This is a genomic window from Sodalis ligni, assembly GCF_016865525.2.
In the GTDB taxonomy this organism is placed as follows: domain Bacteria; phylum Pseudomonadota; class Gammaproteobacteria; order Enterobacterales; family Enterobacteriaceae; genus Acerihabitans; species Acerihabitans ligni.
This window is the reverse complement of record NZ_CP075169.1, coordinates 5,429,329-5,449,466: the sequence shown is the minus strand read 5'-3', so window position 1 is coordinate 5,449,466 and position 20,138 is coordinate 5,429,329. Positions and strand designations below refer to the sequence as shown.

The 20,138-nt window shown below is 55.3% G+C and carries 12 protein-coding genes; 7 read left to right on the top strand and 5 right to left on the bottom strand.

What is annotated here, in order from left to right; all coding sequences use genetic code 11:
* Positions 1–299: 299 nt before the first annotated feature.
* Positions 300–551, bottom strand: a complete 252-nt coding sequence (locus tag GTU79_RS25540; RefSeq protein ID WP_203520909.1) for a YdgH/BhsA/McbA family protein — start codon at positions 549–551, stop codon at positions 300–302.
* Between the two features lie 592 nt (positions 552–1,143).
* Between GTU79_RS25540 and GTU79_RS25535 the strand changes: the two genes are divergently transcribed.
* Entirely contained in the window at positions 1,144–1,812 is a 669-nt protein-coding gene (locus GTU79_RS25535; protein ID WP_203520911.1) for a TetR/AcrR family transcriptional regulator, read from the top strand.
* A gap of 94 nt (positions 1,813–1,906) precedes the next feature.
* Here the strand turns inward: GTU79_RS25535 and GTU79_RS25530 are convergent, their stop codons facing one another.
* From GTU79_RS25530 to GTU79_RS25515, 4 genes are read right to left on the bottom strand one after another with little or no spacing between them, the layout of a single operon-like run.
* The gene (locus GTU79_RS25530; RefSeq protein WP_203520913.1) at positions 1,907–3,298 is read right to left on the bottom strand and encodes an efflux transporter outer membrane subunit; all 1,392 of its coding nucleotides are present in this window, start codon (positions 3,296–3,298) and stop codon (positions 1,907–1,909) included.
* Positions 3,299–3,346: 48 nt separating this feature from the next.
* Positions 3,347–6,451, bottom strand: coding sequence for an efflux RND transporter permease subunit (locus tag GTU79_RS25525; protein ID WP_203520915.1), 3,105 nt, complete (start codon positions 6,449–6,451; stop codon positions 3,347–3,349).
* Complete coding sequence (locus tag GTU79_RS25520; RefSeq protein WP_203520917.1) at positions 6,451–9,666, bottom strand: efflux RND transporter permease subunit; 3,216 nt, start codon at positions 9,664–9,666, stop codon at positions 6,451–6,453. Before GTU79_RS25520 ends, GTU79_RS25525 begins: the two co-directional genes overlap by 1 nt.
* Complete coding sequence (locus tag GTU79_RS25515; protein ID WP_253073428.1) at positions 9,663–10,916, bottom strand: MdtA/MuxA family multidrug efflux RND transporter periplasmic adaptor subunit; 1,254 nt, start codon at positions 10,914–10,916, stop codon at positions 9,663–9,665. The genes GTU79_RS25520 and GTU79_RS25515 overlap by 4 nt, the downstream gene beginning before the upstream one ends.
* 1,261 nt (positions 10,917–12,177) lie before the next feature.
* Between GTU79_RS25515 and GTU79_RS25510 the strand changes: the two genes are divergently transcribed.
* The 6 genes from GTU79_RS25510 to GTU79_RS25485 all read left to right on the top strand — a co-directional run bounded on the left by GTU79_RS25510 (position 12,178) and on the right by GTU79_RS25485 (position 20,117).
* Complete coding sequence (locus GTU79_RS25510) at positions 12,178–13,734, top strand: winged helix-turn-helix domain-containing protein (protein ID WP_214513489.1); 1,557 nt, start codon at positions 12,178–12,180, stop codon at positions 13,732–13,734.
* 9 nt (positions 13,735–13,743) lie between these two features.
* Entirely contained in the window at positions 13,744–14,238 is a 495-nt protein-coding gene (locus tag GTU79_RS25505) for a transglycosylase SLT domain-containing protein (protein WP_214513488.1), read from the top strand.
* Positions 14,239–14,501: 263 nt separating this feature from the next.
* Positions 14,502–15,272 carry a helix-turn-helix domain-containing protein gene (locus tag GTU79_RS25500; protein ID WP_253073427.1) on the top strand — a complete coding sequence of 257 codons (771 nt, stop codon included), beginning with the start codon at positions 14,502–14,504 and terminating at the stop codon, positions 15,270–15,272.
* Positions 15,269–17,005 carry a type III secretion system outer membrane ring subunit SctC gene (gene sctC, locus GTU79_RS25495; RefSeq protein ID WP_203520927.1) on the top strand — a complete coding sequence of 579 codons (1,737 nt, stop codon included), beginning with the start codon at positions 15,269–15,271 and terminating at the stop codon, positions 17,003–17,005. The genes GTU79_RS25500 and sctC overlap by 4 nt, the downstream gene beginning before the upstream one ends.
* Positions 16,996–18,102 carry a type III secretion system gatekeeper subunit SctW gene (gene sctW, locus GTU79_RS25490; protein ID WP_203520930.1) on the top strand — a complete coding sequence of 369 codons (1,107 nt, stop codon included), beginning with the start codon at positions 16,996–16,998 and terminating at the stop codon, positions 18,100–18,102. The genes sctC and sctW overlap by 10 nt, the downstream gene beginning before the upstream one ends.
* 47 nt (positions 18,103–18,149) lie before the next feature.
* Complete coding sequence (locus GTU79_RS25485) at positions 18,150–20,117, top strand: EscV/YscV/HrcV family type III secretion system export apparatus protein (protein ID WP_420854130.1); 1,968 nt, start codon at positions 18,150–18,152, stop codon at positions 20,115–20,117.
* Positions 20,118–20,138 lie beyond the last annotated feature (21 nt).

The following is a 20,138-nucleotide window of genomic DNA, read 5'->3' as shown; positions in this document are numbered from 1 at the left end:
TAATGAATAATAGGTCAATGAGACTAACCGTAAAAATAGTTACTACAAATGTATCAAATTACGATTAATGACGGGAAAGGAAGTTCTTGAGGATAGAATAAACATACTCGCTATTTGGAAATAAGAAAAGGCTTAATTTAAATATTTATTTGTTTTTTCGGATTAGTCTATTTTAGCGGAATATTCCTGAAAAACACAGGCCGGAACTGCATAAAAAAAGCGTTTGCCAAACTATTAACAAACGCTATTTTAAATAGACCGTAACGCATAAAAAATGCGCCGCCGTTGTCGGGGGCTCATTATTCATACACAACCGACGTACTGTGCATATTCCGCTGGCCGGCAACAGAAGTCATCGGATAAGAACGGGTACCGTCCGGTACGGCTTTTTCATTCAAAGCGCCGTTGGCCGAGGAGGCCAGGACAGCGCTCGCTCTTACGGCCGTGTCTTGCGCCGGACCTGTCCCCTGGGTGGTTATCTGCATTGCGCTGCTGCCGAAAGATAACGTCCCCAAGACAATAGCCAGGCTTACTGCTTTTACCTTACGCATGGTGCTTACTCCTTACGGCAAAGATGACTATTTTCATCACGCCGCAAATTTATTAACATTCGATAAGTAAATGGTAGTACAGGGGTGAAGCAGGATCAAGTAAATAATATAATGATCGTTAAGATAAAACTTACCGCGTTGTTTTATGGGCTTTTTTTCTTGTACCCAGCAAGGTTGCCTCGCTGCCCGGTTAAGGTTGCGCGCTCCTTTGGCGTCCCGGTTGAGGCTCAGGCGCCATACCTGTCGAAACAGGCGGCCTGACCTTGGCGTTTGAAGAGGTGAGTTACGTTAAATTAACTTTTTATTAACGTTCGATAATTAAATAATATTGGCAATTGTGACTGAGATCAACTAAAATTTTAACGATCGTTAATATAATTGTTATAATGTTGATTTGGGGAACGAAACGCCATTCTGTTTCGCTTGTTCGTTCTGTGCTTGAGGTATAAAAACCAACGTCTGCAAGGAGCAACAATATAGTTACGATGCTAATGAATTACCCCATTTTTGTCATTTTGACAAAAAGTGGTTGTAATTTTTTTAACGATCATTAATTATATGGTGATGGCATTTTTTGCTAAGAGAGGACCTGATGAGTACTGAGCATGTTGTGTCCGCCAAAAAGGGACGCGGACGTCCAAAACAGTTCGATCGTGACGATGCGCTGGATAAGGCGCTTGAATTGTTCTGGCGCCATGGCTATGAAGCGACTTCGCTGGCCGACTTGGTTGAGGCAACAGGCGCGAAGGCACCGACGCTGTACGGTGAATTCGGCAATAAAGAAGGGTTGTTCCGTGCGGCGGCTGAACGTTATATGACTAAATTCGCCGAACGGGGCAGGGCGCTGCTGACCAATCCGAACTGCACGGTGTCGGAGGCAACGGAAGATTTCATGCGCGATACCGCGGCGCTCTATACCGATAAAAACCTGCCGTCGGGCTGTTTTCTTATCTGTACGTCCGCGGCGCTTTCTTCACAATCGGACGATGTGGCGCAAATGCTGCGCGCACGCCATCATTTCCAGGAAAATATGCTGGCGGATTTCCTGCGGGCCCGGCAGGCCAAGGGAGATATCTCTCCCACGGCCGATATTGCCACGCTGGCCAAGTACCTGATGTGTATTATGCAGGGCATGGCGGTGCAGGCCCGTGACGGGGCGACCCAGGAAGAGCTGGATAATATCGTTTCCACGCTGATGGCCGTCTGGCCGGAGCTCACCAGCGCCGGAAAGAATAAGGCCCCGGTAGCGGAAGAAGCCTGACACAGGCGATGAAAGGAAATCAGGCGCGGATGGCGGCGCTCTCACTCCGCCATCCTGGCCGGGGGGACCCCAAAGGTTCACACCGGCCAGGCACTTAGGGCTGCACTCCTTCTCCATGCCAACCACCCCCTAAGGCCACAATCAGCTGAACGCTGGCCACCCACTGGGTGCTGCGCAGGGACAGCAGATTTTGCTGCTGGGAGAGGCTGGTGTTCTGCGTCGTGGCGACATCGAGATAATCTATCATGCCGGCCTGGTATTGATTGTAAGTCACCCGGGCGGATTCCTGGGCCGATTCCGCGGCGCGCTGTTGGGCGGCGGTTTCCTCTGCCAAGGTCGATAATTCCACCAGATAATCCTCCACTTCCTGGAAAGCATCCAGCACCGATTGACGATAGCTGGCGACGCTTGCGTCATACGCGGCCTGCGCCTGCTCCACGCCGGCCTTGGTGGCGCCGAAATCCAGCAGGGTGCCGCTCAGTTCCGGCCCCAGCGACCAGACCCGGTTCGGCATGGAAATCAGGTTATGCAGCACTGAACTTTGGAAACCGCCGCTGGCGCTCAGGGTCAGGTCGGGATAATAGGCCGCCTGCGCCACGCCGATGGCGGCGTTGGCCGCCGCGACGTTACGCTCGGCGTAAGCAATATCGGGCCGCCGCTGCAGCAACTGCGCCGGCAATGCCACCGGTATGCGCGGCATGGCGGCGGTCAGGGGTGCGGCCGGCAGGCTGAACTGCGCCGGCGCTTTGCCCATCAATACCGCGATGGCATGTTCCAGCTGCGCGCGCTGCCATTGCAGATCCAGCGCCGAGGCGCGGGCGCTCTCCAGCTGGGTTTGCGCCTGGGCCAGGGTGGCGCGCGACTCGCTGCCGGCCCGGTATTTATTGTCTATGATCTGAAGGTAGCGCTGATAAGCCTCGACGCTTTGCTGATAGAGGGCGATTTGCTGATCCATAACCCGCAGCTGGAAATAATCCTGCGCCAATTCCGACTGGGCGCTCAGGGTGATGTTGGCCAGTTCGGCGGCGCTGGCCTGCGCGCTGGCCTGATTCTCTTCCAGCGTGCGGCGCAGTTTACCCCAGATATCCAGCTCCCAGCTGGCGCTGACCTCGGCGTTATGGGTGGCGGCGGCGCTGCCGGCGGTACCGCTGCGGGTGCTGGACGCGGTGCCGGTTACCGTGGGATAAAGATTGGCCCGCGAGGCGGCGCTCAATGCCCGCGCCTGCCGGTACAGCGCTTCATACTGCGCCACGTTCTGATTGGAGATCTTCACCTGGCTCAGCAACCCGGACAGGACCGGATCCCGATAGACTCCCCACCACTCTCCCTTGTCCGTCTGATCCTGCGGTACCGCCTGCGTCCAGCCCTTGGCCTGTTTGAACTGTGCCGGCGTCTGGACCGTTGGGCGCCGGTAATCCGGCCCCACCATACAACCGGTGAGGCAACCGGCCATTAGGAGCACGGCGGTCAAAGGGAGCAGCTTCATGGCAGGCAGTCCGCGTTTCTTTAGCATAATTCCATCGTCATTGTCAGGTTAAACCGCGTCGCGCTTAGCGTAGCGCCGCCAGACTCGTCGGCTGCCTCGGCTCAGGCGATCCATATAGAGATACACGACCGGCGTGGTGAACAGGGTCAGCAGCTGGCTTAACGCCAGGCCGCCGGCAATGGCCATCCCCAGCGGGCTGCGCAGAGCGGCATCGCCGCCGCCGCCCAGCGCCAGCGGCAAGGCGCCGAAAAAAGCCGCCAGAGTGGTCATCATGATGGGTCGAAAACGCATCAGGCAGGCTTGGGTAATAGCCTGCTGCGGAGTAAGCCCTTGCTTACGTTCCGCCGCCAGCGCGAAATCTATCATCATAATGGCGTTTTTCTTCACGATGCCGATGAGCAGTAAAATACCGATCAGGGCGATAACCGTCAGCTGCGTGCCGGTGATGAGCAATAACAGCAGCGCCCCCAAGCCGGCTGAGGGCAGGGTGGAAAGAATGGTCAGGGGATGGATATAGCTCTCATAAAGCATGCCCAGCACGATATACACCGCCGCCAGGGCCGCGAGAATCAGCCAGGGCATCGAGGCGGCCAGCGACGTAAAGGCTTTGGCGGTGCCCTGGAAACCGGACTGGATGGTATCCGGCAGGCCGATTTGCGCCATGGCGGTTTTGATAAGGGCCTGCGCCTGCTCCAGCGACACGCCGTCCGCCAGGTTGAACGCCACCGTACTGGTGGCGGATTGCCCCTGGTGCGCCACCGATAAAGGCGTATTGGCGCCGCTGAAGCTGGCGAAAGCGGACAGGGGAATCTGTTTGCCGTCGTTGTTCACCACCAGCAGATCGTTGAGGACCGACGGGTCGGCGGTAAAATCGCTGTTCAGGGTCATCACCACATGGTATTGGTTCAACGTCTTATAGCGGGTGGCGATTTGCCGCTGGCTGAAGGCATTGTTCAACATGGTATCCAGCATCTTGACGTCCACCCCCAGCCGGGTGGCTTTATCGCGATCGATGTTGAGCATCACTTCCTGGCCGCCGGTTTGGGCATCGCTGTCCACGCCGGTGAGCTGCGGGATTTTTTCCAGCGCCGCCTCCACCTTGGGCGTCCAGATTCGCAGTAAGGACAGGTCGTCCGCCTGCAGGCTGTACTGATACAAGGCGTTGGCGCTGCGCCCGCCTACGCGTAAATCCTGCGCCGGCATCAAAAACAGCTGTACGCCCGCCTGGTTGCGGGTTTTTGCGCTCAGCCTGTTCGCCACCTGCGTGGCATCGGCGTCCCGCTGGCTGAAGTCTTTCAAATGCACGAAAAAATTGGCGGTATTACGCGATCCGAAGCCGCCGCTGCCCATGGATGCCAGCACGCCGTCCACCGCCGGATCCTGCTGCACCAGCTTGGAGAACTCCGCCAGCTTGGGTTTCATTTGCTGGAACGACACGTTTTGGTCGGCGCGCAGCATGCCCATCAGCAAACCGGTATCCTGGTTGGGGAAAAAGCCTTTCTGTACCACGGTGTACAGGAAGATATTCAATACGATGGTGAGCAGCAGTGTCAGCAGCGTGAATCCCTGATGGCGCATCACCCAGGCCAGCCCCAGCGAATAGCCCGCCAGCATCCGCGCCAGGCCCCGTTCGATCAGCAGATAAATGCGGGGCGGCCGGCGGGTGGGCGGGGCCTTGCGCTTGAGCAGGCGCGAGCACAGCATCGGCGTCAGGCTCAGGGACAGCAGCATGGAAATCAGCAGCGAGACGGTGAGGGTAATGGCAAATTCCCGGAACAGCCGCCCGACGATACTGCCCATCAGCAAGATGGGAATAAACACCGCCACCAGCGACACCGTCATGGCCAGCACGGTAAAACTCACCTCTTTCGCCCCTTTCAGGGAGGCCCGTACCGGACCGAGCCCTTCCTCGATATAGCGGGTGATATTCTCCAGTACCACGATGGCGTCATCCACCACAAAACCGGTGGAGATAATCAGCGCCATCAGCGACAGGTTATCCAGGCTATAGCCCAGCAGGTACATCACCGCGCAGGTGCCGATCAGCGACACCGGCAGCGCCAGCGCGGGGATTATCACCGCCTGCAGGTTGCGCAGAAAGATGAATACCACGCCTATCACCAGTGCGATGGCGATCAGCAGCGTTTCTTCGGTGGCGCGCAGGGATGAGCGAATCGTCGGCGAGCGATCGATGACGATATTCAGGCTGACGTCGCCGGGCAGGGTGGCGGCCAAAGCCGGCACCCTGGCCTTGATGGCGTCGATGGTTTCCAACATGTTGGCGCCGGCCTGGCGGGTAACGCCTATCATCACCGCCGGGGTCTGGTTGTAAAAACCGACGTTGTATTTGTCTTCCACCGAGTCGTAGACATTGGCCACATCCCCCAGCCGCACGGCGTGGCCGTCCCGGTAGCTGACAATCAGCGCGCGGTAGTCCCGGGCCTGATCCAGCTGGCCGTTGCCGTCCACCAGCCAGGATTGATGATCCCCTTCCAGCATTCCCTTAGGCAGATTGGTGGTGCTGTCGGCAATGGCGCTGCGTATGCTGTCCAGGGAGAGGCCGAAATGGGTGATCATCTGCGGCCGTAAATCGATACGCACCGCCGGCAGCGAGCTGCCCACCACCGAGACCTGGCCGACGCCGTCCACCTGGGCGATTTTCTGCTGGATCTGGCTCGAGGCCAAATCGTACAGTTCGCCGCTGCTGCGGGTGGTGGAGGTCAGCGCCAGCATCACGATGGGCGCATCGGACGGATTGGCCTTGCGGTAGGTGGGCAGCGAGGGCATGCTGCTGGGCAGCAGGCTGCGCGCGGCATTAATGGCCGCCTGCACATCCCGCGCCGCGCCGTTGATATCCCGGTCAAGATCGAACTGCAAAATGACGTTGGTGGAGCTCTGGGAACTGTTGGAGGTCATTTCGCTGACGCCGGCGATCTGCCCCAGCGCGCGTTCCAGCGGGGTGGCCACCGTGGCGGCCATGGTCTCCGGACTGGCGCCGGGCAGGCTGGCGCTGACCATAATGGTGGGGAAATCCACCTGCGGCAGCGGGGCCACCGGCAACAGCCGGTAGCCCAGAATGCCCAGCAGCAGGATGCCCGCGGTCAGCAGCAGGGTGGCCACCGGCCGGAAGATAAATACCCTGGAAATATTCATTAGCGCGCCTGCCGGCCGAACCGCTGCCATACCTGCCGGCTGCGCTGGGACAACCGGTCAAATCCCAGATAGATAACCGGCGTGGAGAACAGGGTCAGCACCTGGCTGAATATCAGACCGCCGACTATCACCAGCCCTAGCGGCCGCCTGAGCTCCGCCCCCGACCCATGGGCCAGCATCAGCGGCAGGGCCCCCAGCAGGGCCGCCATGGTGGTCATCATGATGGGACGAAAGCGCAGCAGGCAGGCCTGGTGAATAGCGTCACGGGGGGAGAGATGCTGCTTGTGCTCCGCCTCAAGGGCGAAGTCTATCATCATGATGGCGTTCTTTTTCACAATGCCTATCAGCAGAATGACGCCGATTAACGCGATCAGGCTGAACTCGGTATTGGCGAACAGCAACGTCAGCAGGGCGCCCACCGCCGCCGAGGGCAGGGTGGATAAAATGGTTACCGGGTGGATAAAGCTTTCATAAAGGATGCCCAGCACCACATACATAGTCAGCAGCGCCGCCAGGATGAGCCAAAGAGTGTTGTCGGTGGAGCTTTGGAACGCCGAGGCCTCCCCCTGGTAACGCAGGGTAATGGTGTCAGGCAGCTTCATCTGCTTGCTGACGCTGGCGATGGCCTTTTGGGCATCCTCCAGCGTATAACCGTCCCGCAGATTAAACGAGAGCGTGACCGCCGGGAATTGATTAAGCCGGGCATACACCAGCGAACCGGTGCGCAGATGCACATGGGCAATGGAGGTGAGCTTCACCATGCCGGTGGTAGTGGAAGAGGAACCGGAATCGTTGGTGGTGGTGCTGCTCGTGCTGCTGGAAGATGTGGAGCTGCCGGAGGTACTTGACGTGCTGGTGCCGCTGGAAGAATCGGTGCTGCTGGTGGAACCGGCGGCCAGATAGATATCGTCCAGCGACGCCGGCGACTGCTGGAATTTCGGTTCAACTTCCAGCACCACGCGATATTGATTGGCTTGGGTAAATATGGTGGACACCAGCCGTTGCCCAAAGGAGTTGTACAGCGCGGTATCCACATCGGCGGCGGTAATGCCGTAACGGGCCGCTTCATCGCGGTTCAGCTCCACATACGCCACCTGACCCTGGTCTTGCAGATTGCTCACTACGTCGCTGAACTCCGGCCGCCCTTGCAATGCCGCCACCATTTTGGGCGTCCAGGTCACCAGATTTTCGCTGTCGGCATCATCAAGAGTGAACTGATACTGGCTGGGGGTGACCTGATCGTTCACCGTAAGATCCTGGGACGATTGCAGATAAAGCCGGATGCCGGCGACGTTTTGAGCGGCGGTGGAGAGCTGTTGAATGATCTCCGTTGCCCGCAGGTCCCGATCGGAGAACGGTTTGAGATTGATCTGCAGCCGCCCGCTGTTCAGGCTGGTATTGTTGCCGTCGATACCGATGGTGGACGAGATGCTTTCCACCGAGGGATTTTTCAGGATAACGTCCGCCAGCCGCTGCTGGCGCGTGGCCATTTCCTTAAATGAGACATCCTGGGAGGCGATAGTGATGCCTTGGATAAGCCCGGTGTCTTCGGTAGGGAAAAATCCTTTCGGCACGATAACATACAGCAGCGCGGTAAACAGCAGGGTCGCCAGGGCCACCAGCAGGGTGAGGGTCTGGTGATCCAGCACAATGGACAGCAGGCGATCGTAACCGGCAATCAGCTTATCGAAAATTTGCCCGCCCTTGCGGTTGAACCTGCTCTGCCGCTCCTCCGGAATATGATGCAGCAGATAGCCGCACAGCATTGGCGTCAGGGTCAGCGACACCACCATGGATACCAGGATCGATACCGCAAGGGTAATGGCGAACTCCCGGAACAGGCGCCCCACCACGTCCCCCATGAACAGCAGCGGGATCAGCACGGCGATCAGGGAAAACGTCAGTGAAATAATGGTGAAGCCGATTTGCGCCGAGCCATTAAGGGCGGCCTGCATCGGCGTCTCCCCGTCTTCCAGCCGGCGCGAGATATTCTCCACCACCACTATCGCATCGTCTATGACAAAGCCGGTGGCGACGGTCAGGGCCATCAGCGACAGGTTATTTAGGCTAAAGCCCGCCAGATACATGACGCCGAACGTCCCCACCAGGGACAGCGGCACGGCGATGCTGGGAATCAGGGTGGCGGCCAGGTTGCGCAGGAACAGGAACGTTACCATTACCACCAAGGCTATCGACAGCAGCAATTCGAACTGTACATCGCTGATGGAGGCGCGGATGGTCTGGGTCTGATCGGATAAAACCGTGACCTTGACCCCGTCCGGCAACGCCGCCTGCAGGGTGGGAAGCTGCGCTTTGATGGCATCCACCACCGATATCACGTTGGCGCCGGGCTGCCGCTGGACGCTGATGATAATGGCCGGCTGCCGGTTTGCCCAGGCGGACTGGTAAATGTTCTCTTCCGCCTCATCGATCTGCGCGATATCCCGCAGGCGCAGAGCGGCGCCGTTCTGATACGAAAGGATCAAATCGCCGTATTGCGCCGCGGTGCGCAGCTGATCGTTGGCATCAATGGTAATGGAGTGGTGCTTGCCGTCGAATCCCCCTTTGGAACCGTTGACATTGCTGTTGCCAATCAGGGTATTGACGTCTTCCAGCGTCAGGTTGCGCGCCGCCAGGGCCCGGGGATCCATCCGCACCCGAATCGCCGGCTGATGGCCGCCGGCCAGCGTCACCATGCCGACCCCGGAAATTTGCGACAGCTTCAGCGCGATGCGGGTATTCACCAGATCCTGTACCTTTATTAACGGCAAGGTATCGGATGTGGCCGCCAGGGTAATCACCGCGGTATCCGCCGGATTGACCTTCTTATAGGTGGGCGGATTGGGCAAATCGTCCGGCAGCAGGCTATTGGCGGCGTTGATGGCTGCCTGTACTTCCTGTTCCGCCACATCAAGTGATAAATCCAGCGAAAATTTCAGGGTGATGGTGGACGCGCCGCCGGAGCTGGCGGAATACATCTGGCTAAGGCCGGCCATCTGGCCCAGTTGCCGCTCAAGCGGAGCGGTAACCGCAGATGCCATCACATCCGGACTGGCGCCGGGATAAAGCGTGGTGACCTGGATGGTGGGATAATCCACCTGCGGCAACGCAGAGGTGGGCAGCAGCCGATAGGCGAAAATACCGGCTATCAGCACGCCGATCATCAACAGGATAGTGGCGACCGGACGCTCAATAAACAGACGGGATGGATTCATTGCGCGGTCACGCTTTTATTCTGGATGGCCTTATGCTCCGGGGAGCCGGCGGCATCCCGGGCTTTTTCCGGGACCGGCGCGGCGGTGCCCACCGGTGCGCTGTTCACCACCGACACTTTGCTGCCGGTCTTCAAACGATCAATACCTTCGGTCACCACGCGGTCATCAGGCGCCACACCGGAAAGAATGGCCTGCATATCGTCGCCGAAGGTCGGCCCGGTCTTCACCGCCTGGCGTGCCACGGTATTGTCGGGTTTGATGATATAGACAAAATCGCCGTCGCTGCTCAGCTGCAACGCCTGGGCGGGAATCACCGTCGCCTTTGCCAGCGTGCCGGTTTGTAAGCGGATATTTACGAACTGGTTAGGGTAGAGGCGCTCGTCTTTATTATCAAAAATCGCCTTCAGCTTGATACTGCCGGTATCGCTGTCGATCTGATTGCTGATAAAGTTAAGCTTGCCCTGGGCTAATACCGTCACGCCGTCCTGATCTATGGCGGTGGCGGGCAGGCCGTTGCCCTGGCGGAGCGCCTGGAGCAAGGTCTGCAAATAGACCTGCGGCACGCTGAAGGTTGCCGCGATGGGCTGGGTTTGGGTAATGGTCACAATCCCCGTGGTATCGCTGCTGTGCACCATATTGCCGGGGTCCACCAAACGCAGGCCCGCCCGGCCGGACAGGGGCGCGGTAATGCGGGCATACTCAAGATCAAGCTTGGCGGCATCAATCTGCGCCTGGTCGGCTTTGATGGCGCCGAGGTATTGGCCCACGGTGGCGGTCTGGGTATCCAAATCCTGCCGGGCCAGGGAGTCCTGCGCGTACAGGGTTTTGTAGCGCGCCAGTGTCAGCTGGGCGCTTTTCAGCAGGGCCTGGTTTTGCGCCAGGGAGCCCTGATATTGCTCAAGGGTGGCCTGGTAGCTGCGCGGATCGATTTGGGCCAACAGCTGCCCTTTGGCAACCTGCTGGCCTTCGGTGAAATAGACCGCCATCAATTGGCCGTCCACCCGGCTGGTGACGGTGACCGTGGCATTGGCCACCACCGTGCCAAGCGCGGAAAGGTACTCCGGCACATCCGCTTGCCGCGCCACGCCGCTATGCACCGGCGTGGCGAGGTCCATACCCGGTTTGCCGCGTCCATCCCCTGCGGCGTGACGAAAGAAAAAGTAATACACCAGAAATACGATAAGCAATACCAGGACTAACAGCAGTATGACGTTACGCCATTTAATTTTGGAGGCTGAATGGGTTTTCATGCGATACGGGCGGCCAAAGGTGATGATCATAAGATAAATGATTCAATAAGGATAAAGTATTTTACTCATAGTTACTGTAAAAGTTTTGACAAAAACCATTTCACTTATCTTCGATTAAGGTCGGCCATGCAGGCTTTTCCCTGCGAGTTTGCGATGGTAGCGGGTGAAAAACTGTAAAAATTGTCAGGCATCTATAAATGGGATGAATTAATTTCCAAGCTTATTTGGTGCAATGTGCATAATGAAATCAAGATTATTATCAGGCAGCGGTAGGAACCCAAGAACGACAAAATTCGTAATGATTTGATATTAATAGTTTATTTTGCAATTTCCTGTTGTCCTCATTCCATTTAGTCCCTTGTTTATGAAAGTATTTTTTAGCAGGTCATATTTTTCATTTCGTAAAACGGCGTTTGAATCATCAATGGCAATTTGTTTCACAAAAGTTAAAAATGTTAAAATAATGATTATTTATACGGGTATAATGTTTATTCCAACCGTGGTTTATTCCGAAATATCTCCGCTTCCCCGTTCCGGCAACGTCGGATGCCATAACTTTACACATCACCATTTTGCTTAATTTGACTGTAAGCATACTCACTATATACTCGACAGAAATCTGATGCAGCGACCGGTCATTATCCTTAGTGATTTTTACCTGAAGAGGTAATAGGTTTTAAGGTACACTCTTTAAGACCTGAAAGCATGGGCGGTGTTAATGACGCTGAGAGGCACCAAAGTTAACGGTCGTAAATCTAATATTTTACATTTTTGATCTGCGCAGCAAAAGTTATGTCTTTTTATCTGTAAGCTTTAGTTATCATTACATTTGAAAAAGGATAACAGTGAGCTTATTCGCTTATAAAATATATTACATCATTGATGTGGATAATTATTGCATAGTATTTAATGCCCGGTGTTAATTTTATTCATCGAGGATCGTATAAAAAATGAATTGCACAGCCTGTCAATAGATAATAGTTAATCTGTTTCATTTATGAAGCATACACGAATTTTATCATATTCTTAGGCGAGTCGTGATAAATATTAGGCGTATATTAATTTCGTTGGGGTGTTAAATTACAATGACATCATTAAATGAGCCGCATGCTGAGAAACCCTCTCTCCCCATCAAAGGGTGAGAAAAGAGGTAATCAATCGTATTAAAGCGCAATACTCTTTTGGCGATTTTATTCTACAGCCTTCACGCGTTTTGTTTCATAAAACCCGGCAAATCAACGTCTCGCCGAAAGAGTTGGCCGTGCTGGTATCACTACTGGAATCGGCCGGCGAGGTCGTGACCAAAGAGCAGCTGATTGATAATGTGTGGGCTGGCGGCAACGTTGGCGAGGAGTCCCTGACCCGGTGTATCTATGTCTTGCGCCGCATTTTGCAGGAGGGTAAGCATCAGCGCTTTATCGATACGGTCTACGGCAAGGGATATCGTTTCTCCCTGCCGGTCACCAAAGCTGTTCCGGCGGAGCGGCCGGTCTGTGCCAGCTGTATATTCGCCGTGCTGCCGTTTAAACTGAACAGCCAGCCGCAAGCGCTGGGGCTCCATGATGCCATCGTACAGGAGTTATCGGGTTATGCGGCGGCGGGGCTGCACGTGTTGCCATCCTCATTGACGCACAATTGCAGCACCATACTCGCGACCCTGGATATGCTGGAAAAAATCCGTCCCGATTTTTATCTTACCGGCTATGAATTGCCGCTGTGCGACGGGCCTTGCCTGCGTATGGAGCTGATACGGGTCCACGATCACGTGGTCATGCACCGCACCGGCATCGCCCTGGGCGATCCTCCGGACGCCGACAGTATCAATGCCGTGCTAAAGCCTTTACTCCTGCGGCATCTTTCCAGCCTGGGGAACCGGCAGGAAAACGCCCAGAAACCGCAGGGGGGGAGCGATCCGCAAATGCTGCTGCGGGCGGGGCGCGAGGCCTTCCTGCAATATACCCCTGCGAGCCTGTCCCTGGCCCTCTCCTTGTTCCAGCAATGCCGGCAGCGGTTGCCGGAGGACAGGGAGGTGTTATGCCATCTGGCCGAGTGCTATTTCGCCCTGGGGCAGATGGGGATGCAGGGGCTGGACAGCGCGCTGCGGGAGTGCGGCGCGCTGGTGGAGACGATACTGGCGCAGGATCCGCGGCATCCTTTGGCGCTGGCGCTGGGCGGGGTATTGCACGGCCTGAATTCCCAATTGGGCCAGGCGGCGGAAATGTTCCGCGCCGCCCTGACGCCGGCGGCGGATTGCCCGTCGGTAAGCTACTATTATGCCTGGCATTTATTCCTGGTCGGCGAAATCAAACGGGCGCGGCATTTCGCGCAGCAGGCCCATGGCATGCAGCCGGCGATGATGGCGATCCAGGTATTGATGATGTGGCTGGCGTATTGCGACGATAACGCGTCCGCCGCCCTGCAAATGGCGGACGGGCAGCCGGACCGCGTCCAGCGGCATCCGGTTCTGCTAAGCATGAAAGCGGTTATTCTTTGCACCGAAGGACAGCCTTGCCGCGCGAAGGAATTGATCGATCACCTGCGGCATGGCGATGAAAGCGACGGGATTGTTTTTTTCAACACCTTGTATGCCCGCCTGTTCTCTCAGCCCGCAGAGGCGGATAAGGAGCAATTCGCGCAAATGATGAAACAGCCGGAGCATCCGATGCCGTCGGCGCTGCTGCCTGTTATCATGCAAAGCCAGGGGCTGCGCGCCGCCAAAAAATGGTATGACCGCTTAAGCCACTCATCTTCACGCTGTTTGATGTTATGGCGTCACGATCCGCGGGTAAAACAGCTTTATAGCCTGGCGGGGGAGTAAGAGCGCATCATGTCTTACCGTCGAACGTGTTGCCTGCTGCTGCTGATAGTGGCCTCAGTCCCTGCGTCCGCGACCTGCTGGAGCGATGCGGAGCGCCATTTCCGCATCGAAGCCAGATTATTGCAGGCTATAGCGATGACCGAATCGAATATGAATCCCCGGGCAACGGGATTTAACAAAAACGGCAGCCGGGATATCGGCCTGATGCAGATAAACAGCACCCATTTGCCCCGCCTGAAAGCGCTGGGCATTGATGAGCATCTTCTTTATAACGACAGCTGCCTTTCCGTCATGGTGGGAGCGTCGGTACTGGCGGATATGATGAAACGGTACGGTTATTCCTGGGAGGCGGTAGGGGCCTACAATGCCGGTACGGCTGCCGATCGCCGGGATTTGCGGCGGCGCTACGCCAAACGTGTTTGGGATCATTATGAAAGCTCCCGGCCGGAGGGCCAGGAAACGCGCACGCGGTGCCGGCAAAATATCCCGTCAGCCCCAGGTTGAAAGGTGTTACTAATACATAATTAAATTTACTTATAAATAAAGCGAAATGCCCCATTTGACTCGCTAATTGCTTCAATCGTTAAGGATGAATAAAGTCCTTCACCTTGATCAAACAGCGAGGCTATTTAGGTTTTATTATATTTCGCTATGCCTTATAAAATAATGAATATTTGACCACGAATCAGATTCTCATCATGATTTTTACAAAATAGATAGGCATCATAATGAATGTTAAGGTAAATCAAAGAAGAGCGGGACTAATAATGCACAAGGAAAATATTATTGCTCCCGAAAGACTGCTGTCGGCAACCTTTAAAGAGGATATTAATTCGCCAAAATGCTGGCTGTTTGAAACCGGTGAAACAGGGTGTCGCTTTCATTTTCACGGCGCACGGGAATCCCATTGTCTTGATTTGCCCCGCGGCTGGCGCGGCATATTGATGATGAACCGCGTCAATATCGAGGTGATATTCGGCGCCATGAAGCAGCAGGAATTGCCTTTATTTGCCTTGGTGAAATTGCAGGTCTTTATTGATGAATCAAAAAACCTAACGTTGAAATATGAGCAGCCGCAACACTGGGAATCCATAGAACTGAACAATTATCCGCATATCGCATCCTGCGGCGACGTGGAGCGCTGGTTATTATCGCAGACCCATACGCTGCCCGCGGAAATGGCGACCTTGGCCTCTTTTTTGCGCCGGACCGAATGGTATTGGCTGATTCGTTTTTTGCTCAATGAATCGGTGAATAACGGCAAGCTGCAAGAGCTGGGCGCGCGTTACGGTTTGTCTTATTCCCACTTTCGACGTTTATGCCGCACTGCCCTGGGCAATTCGGCGAAAAGTGAATTGCGCGGCTGGCGCATAGCCAGGGCGTTATTGGATGTGGTGGAAGAGGGTCAAAGTCTGACCCAGGTGGCCATGCGATACGGCTATGCCTCATCTTCGCATCTTTCCAACGATATCAGAGATGCTTTCGGCGTCTCTCCCAGGGGTTTGTGGAACATGATCAACAAGAAATCGGAAAAATGAAATCGCTACGCTATTTTAGATTAACATTCATATGCTGGTGCCTGTCCGGCGGCCTGCTATCCGCTCACCTTCAGGCGGCGCCTTTTGCCGACAGCGTTCTCACCGACGCTGACGGCGGTCGCGCCGGCGCCGAGGGGTATATCGCCAATAAAGACGGGCTGAAAATGTTTTTCGACGCGCTCTCCTCGCGCCTCGGCAAGCCGGTGATTGTCAGCAAGCTTGCCGCGCGCAAACACATCAGCGGCGAGTTTGATTTCAGTCACCCGCAAGCCTTGCTGGAACAGATATCGCAACAGTTGGGGCTCATCTGGTATCACGACGGCCAGGCCGTTTATGTGTACGACGCCGGTGAAATGCGCAACTCTGTCATGTCGCTGCGCAATACCTCCTTCAGCGCGCTGAATAATTTTCTGCGCAATTCGCAGCTTTACGACAAGCGCTATGCGCTGCGCGGCGACGACAATAGCGGTACGTTCTATGTTTCCGGCCCGCCGGTGTATGTGGACCTGGTGCTCAATACCGCCAAGTTTATGGACGAGCAGCCCGAAACGGCGAGCGGCGGCGAAAAGACCGCGGTTATCCGCCTGAGCAATACCTTTGTCGGCGACCGGACCTATGAATCCCGCGGCGAGAAAATCACTATCCCCGGCATCGCCACGGTGATAGACCGGCTGCTGCACGGGGAAACCAAAAAGGGGGAAAAAACGGTACAGCCCCAGGTGATGAATCTGGTGCCCGACGGCATGCCGGCGCCGGCGATGCCGGCGTTCAACCAAGAGAATATCGGGGCGCGGGGTATGGAGTACCAGCCCCGATCGAGCCTGGCTGAAGCGCTGCGCGCCGAGGCCGGCACCGGAACCGGCGCAATCAACGTTATCGCCAATCCCGATACCAACAGCCTGCTGGTAAAAGGCACGCCCAGGCAGGTGCAACTGGTGACCAATCTGGTGTCGGCGCTGGATATCGCCAAACGCCATGTGGAGCTGTCGCTGTGGATCGTGGATCTGCAAAAAGAGGATCTGGATCAACTGGGCGTTGATTGGCAGGGCAGCGTCAAGATCGGCAGCCAATTGGGCGCCACCTTCAACCAGGGCTCCTATTCCACGCTGGACGGCGGGCGCTTCGTTGCCTCCATACAGGCCCTGTCGCAAAAAAAACGGGCCAATATCGTTTCCCGTCCGGTGGTGCTGACCCAGGAGAACGTACCGGCGCTGTTTGACAATAACCGCACCTTTTATACCGAGCTGTTGGGCGAGCGGTTCGCCGATCTGCAGCATGTCACTTACGGCACCATGATAAGCGTGCTGCCGCGCTTTGCCGCCGACGGGCAAATAGAGATGGTGCTGAATATCGAAGACGGCAATGAGATACCGCAAAATAATGAATCGGCACAGGCGCTGCTGCCTAAAGTCGGTCGCACCCATATCAGCACCGTGGCGCGGGTACCCAAGGGGAAGAGCCTGCTGGTGGGCGGCTATACGCGGGATGAATCCAGCGGCAAGGTAGGGAAGATACCGGTTCTGGGCAATATCCCCCTGATCGGCGGCCTGTTCCGCTACACGCAGGAGAGCCAGTCCAATACCGTACGGATTTTCCTGATACAGCCCCGTGAGATTACCGAGCCCCTGTCGACGGATGCGGGGGAATTCGCCAGGGGTAACGTCAGCAACCGCGAGAACGACAATCTACCCGATTGGTCCCGCAATTACCTGGACAGTCAAAAATGGCGCTGAGCATCAATAACCCGCTGCCTCAACCCGTTGCTTTCAGCAGTCCGGCGCGGGCGGAGACAAAACCGCATACGGCACCGACAGCGGCGCATGACTTGGCCGAACATTTGGAAAGCGAGGAGGCGCCGGTCGGGCAGCTGTTGAAGTTTATTCAATCCAGCGACGAAATGTCGGCTCTGGCGTCCCAATTCGCCAACAGGCGTCTTTTTGATAAAAAAGGGGAATCCCTGTCCGATGGTTTTGAACGGGTACTGGAGGAAGATGCGATACCGAAAGCCAAATCACTGCTCAAGGTCGCATCGGTAAAAGAAGAATCTCTGGTGAATCTGCTGCTTTACGCCCGATCCATGTTTCCCGACGACAGCGATTTGATCATGGTGCTGCGGGAGCTGTTGCGCCACAAATTAAGCGAAACCGTGAAGGAAAGGCTTAAAGCCCTGCTTGATGAAGTGGTGGCGCAAGCCAATCCCCGCGAGTCTAAGGCGGGCATCAATTGCGCGCTGAAAGCACGCCTTTTCGGTCAGAAATACCTGGCGCTGAAACCCTCTTTATTGCGCAGCAGCTACCGTCGTTTTCTGCAAAACGATCAGGACGCCATCGAGGATTACAAAGATTGGATCTCCTGTTATGGTTATCAATATCGCGGCGTGGTGCTGGATTTTATCAAAGCGTCTCTGCTGACGGATATTGATTCGCAGGACCCAAGCTGTTCAAAACTGGAGTTCGGCGACCTTATCGGCAAGCTGAGCCAGGTAAAGCTCATTCGGTCCGGCGATGAACTCTTCATCAAAAAAATAATGGGCAGTAATACGATGGCCGGTTTGAATAAAAGCGAACCAGAATGGCTGATGCTGCTGTTTTCACTTCTGGAATATCCGGAAGAGATAGGAAATCATCTTCATTTATTATTAGGCGACACGTTTATGTTGGCTTACCATAAAGAGCGATCGGCTATTTTGCAATTGCTTTTTCAGGCATGCAAATCATTGCCCCATGAATTATTTGACTGTGCTGAGTCAGCATTCAAGCTGCTTAGGGATCTGCAATCTTTCGCCTCTATTGCCTATCGGCATGAAAAGTTTGAAAGAAGAAGAAAATAATTCATTATACCCGTCATCATATTTATAACTGGTAATGGAATAGTTACGTGTTTAATAAATTACTGCATAATATACATTCTCGGCCGGAGCTGCTGATTTTAGCGTTGGTTATCATGATCATCGCTATGCTCATTATTCCATTACCAACTTATTTAGTGGACTTTTTGATCGGCCTTAATATCGTTATAGCCGTACTGGTGTTCATGGGCGCTTTTTATATCGAGCGTATCCTGAGCTTCTCCACCTTCCCCTCCGTACTGCTGATTACCACGTTATTCAGGCTGGCGCTCACCATCAGCACCGCGCGCCTTATCCTCACCAACGCCGATGCGGGCGAGATCATCGCCACCTTCGGCCAGTTCGTCATCGGCGACAACCTGGTGGTGGGATTCGTGATTTTCGCCATCGTGACCGTGGTGCAGTTTATCGTTATCACCAAGGGCTCGGAACGGGTGGCGGAAGTGGCCGCGCGTTTCTCCCTAGACGGTATGCCCGGCAAACAGATGAGTATCGACGCCGATCTCAAAAGCGGCACGATCGATGCGGACGGCGCCCGCGAGCGGCGCAGCGTGCTTGAGCGGGAAAGCCAGCTGTACGGGGCCTACGACGGTGCGATGAAATTCATCAAGGGCGATGCCATCGCCAGCATTATCGTCACCTTCGTTAACTTTATCGGCGGTATGGCGGTGGGGATGAACCAGCACCATATGGACATGTCCACGGCGCTGGCCACCTATACCATGTTAACCATCGGCGACGGGCTGGTGGGCCAGATACCGGCACTGCTCATCTCCATCAGCGCCGGCCTGATCGTCACCCGGGTCAACGGGGACGGCGACAACATGGGCCGCACCATCATGCACCAGCTGCTGGGCAATCCGTTTGTCCTGGTGGTGACCGCCATGCTGGCGCTGTGCATCGGTATGCTGCCGGGATTCCCCATGCCGGTGTTCATTTTGCTGGCGGTGGCGCTTAGCGGTCTGTTCTATTACAAGCATCGCCAAAGCCGGCGGGCCAGCGGGAGCGCCGCTTCTTCCTCCATGGCGTTCCAAGAGGGAACGCCCGGACAAAATCCCGGCATGGAAAGCCAATTGGGCATTATCAACGATCTCGATAAAATGACCGCCGAAACCGTCGCGTTGATCCTGCTCGTCTCCCGGGGCAACCACGCCGTGCTGGAAAAAGAGCAGCTATGCGAACGGCTCCGCAGCCAGTTTTTTGTGGACTATGGCGTCAAATTGCCGGAACTGATGCTGCGCGCTTCGGATAATGTGGACGATCAAACGGTAGTGGTCTTGATCAATGAGATTCGCGCGGATGCGTTCACTATCCATTTCAATTTGATGAGAGTGGTAAACGGCACCGATGAGCTGTATCAATTGGGCATTGAAACCCGAAAGGAAAATGACGCTATCTGGGTGCTGCGACAGGCGCAGGAAACGTTATTACAATTAGGGTACCAGTTACGCTCCGCGATCGATGAAATTTATCATTGTTTCTCGGTGCTGCTTACCCACCATGTCAATGAGTTTTTCGGCGTGCAGGAAACCAAGCACATGCTGGACATGATGGAAAGCAAATATCCCGACCTGTTGAAGGAAGTACTGCGCCACGCCACGGTACAACGTATCGCCGAAGTGCTGCAACGGCTGTTAACCGAGCGGATATCCACCCGCAATATGAAGCTTATTATGGAATCGCTGGCCTTGTGGGCGCCGCGAGAGAAGGATGTTATCACCCTGGTTGAGCATGTGCGCAATACGCTGGCGCGCTATATTTGCCATAAATTCGCTGTTAATAATGAGCTTAGGGCGATAATTATTTCAGCAGAAGTTGAAGAAACGATTCGGGGCGGTATCAGAAACACCTCCTCGGGCGCTTTTCTTAATCTAGAACCGGCAATTTCAGATGAATTAATGGATCTATTTACTGTAGGTTTAGAAAACATATTGATTGCACATAAAGACATGGTTTTATTGACGTCGGTGGATATTCGCCGTTTTGTCAAAAATTGATTGAAACACGATTCCGCGACC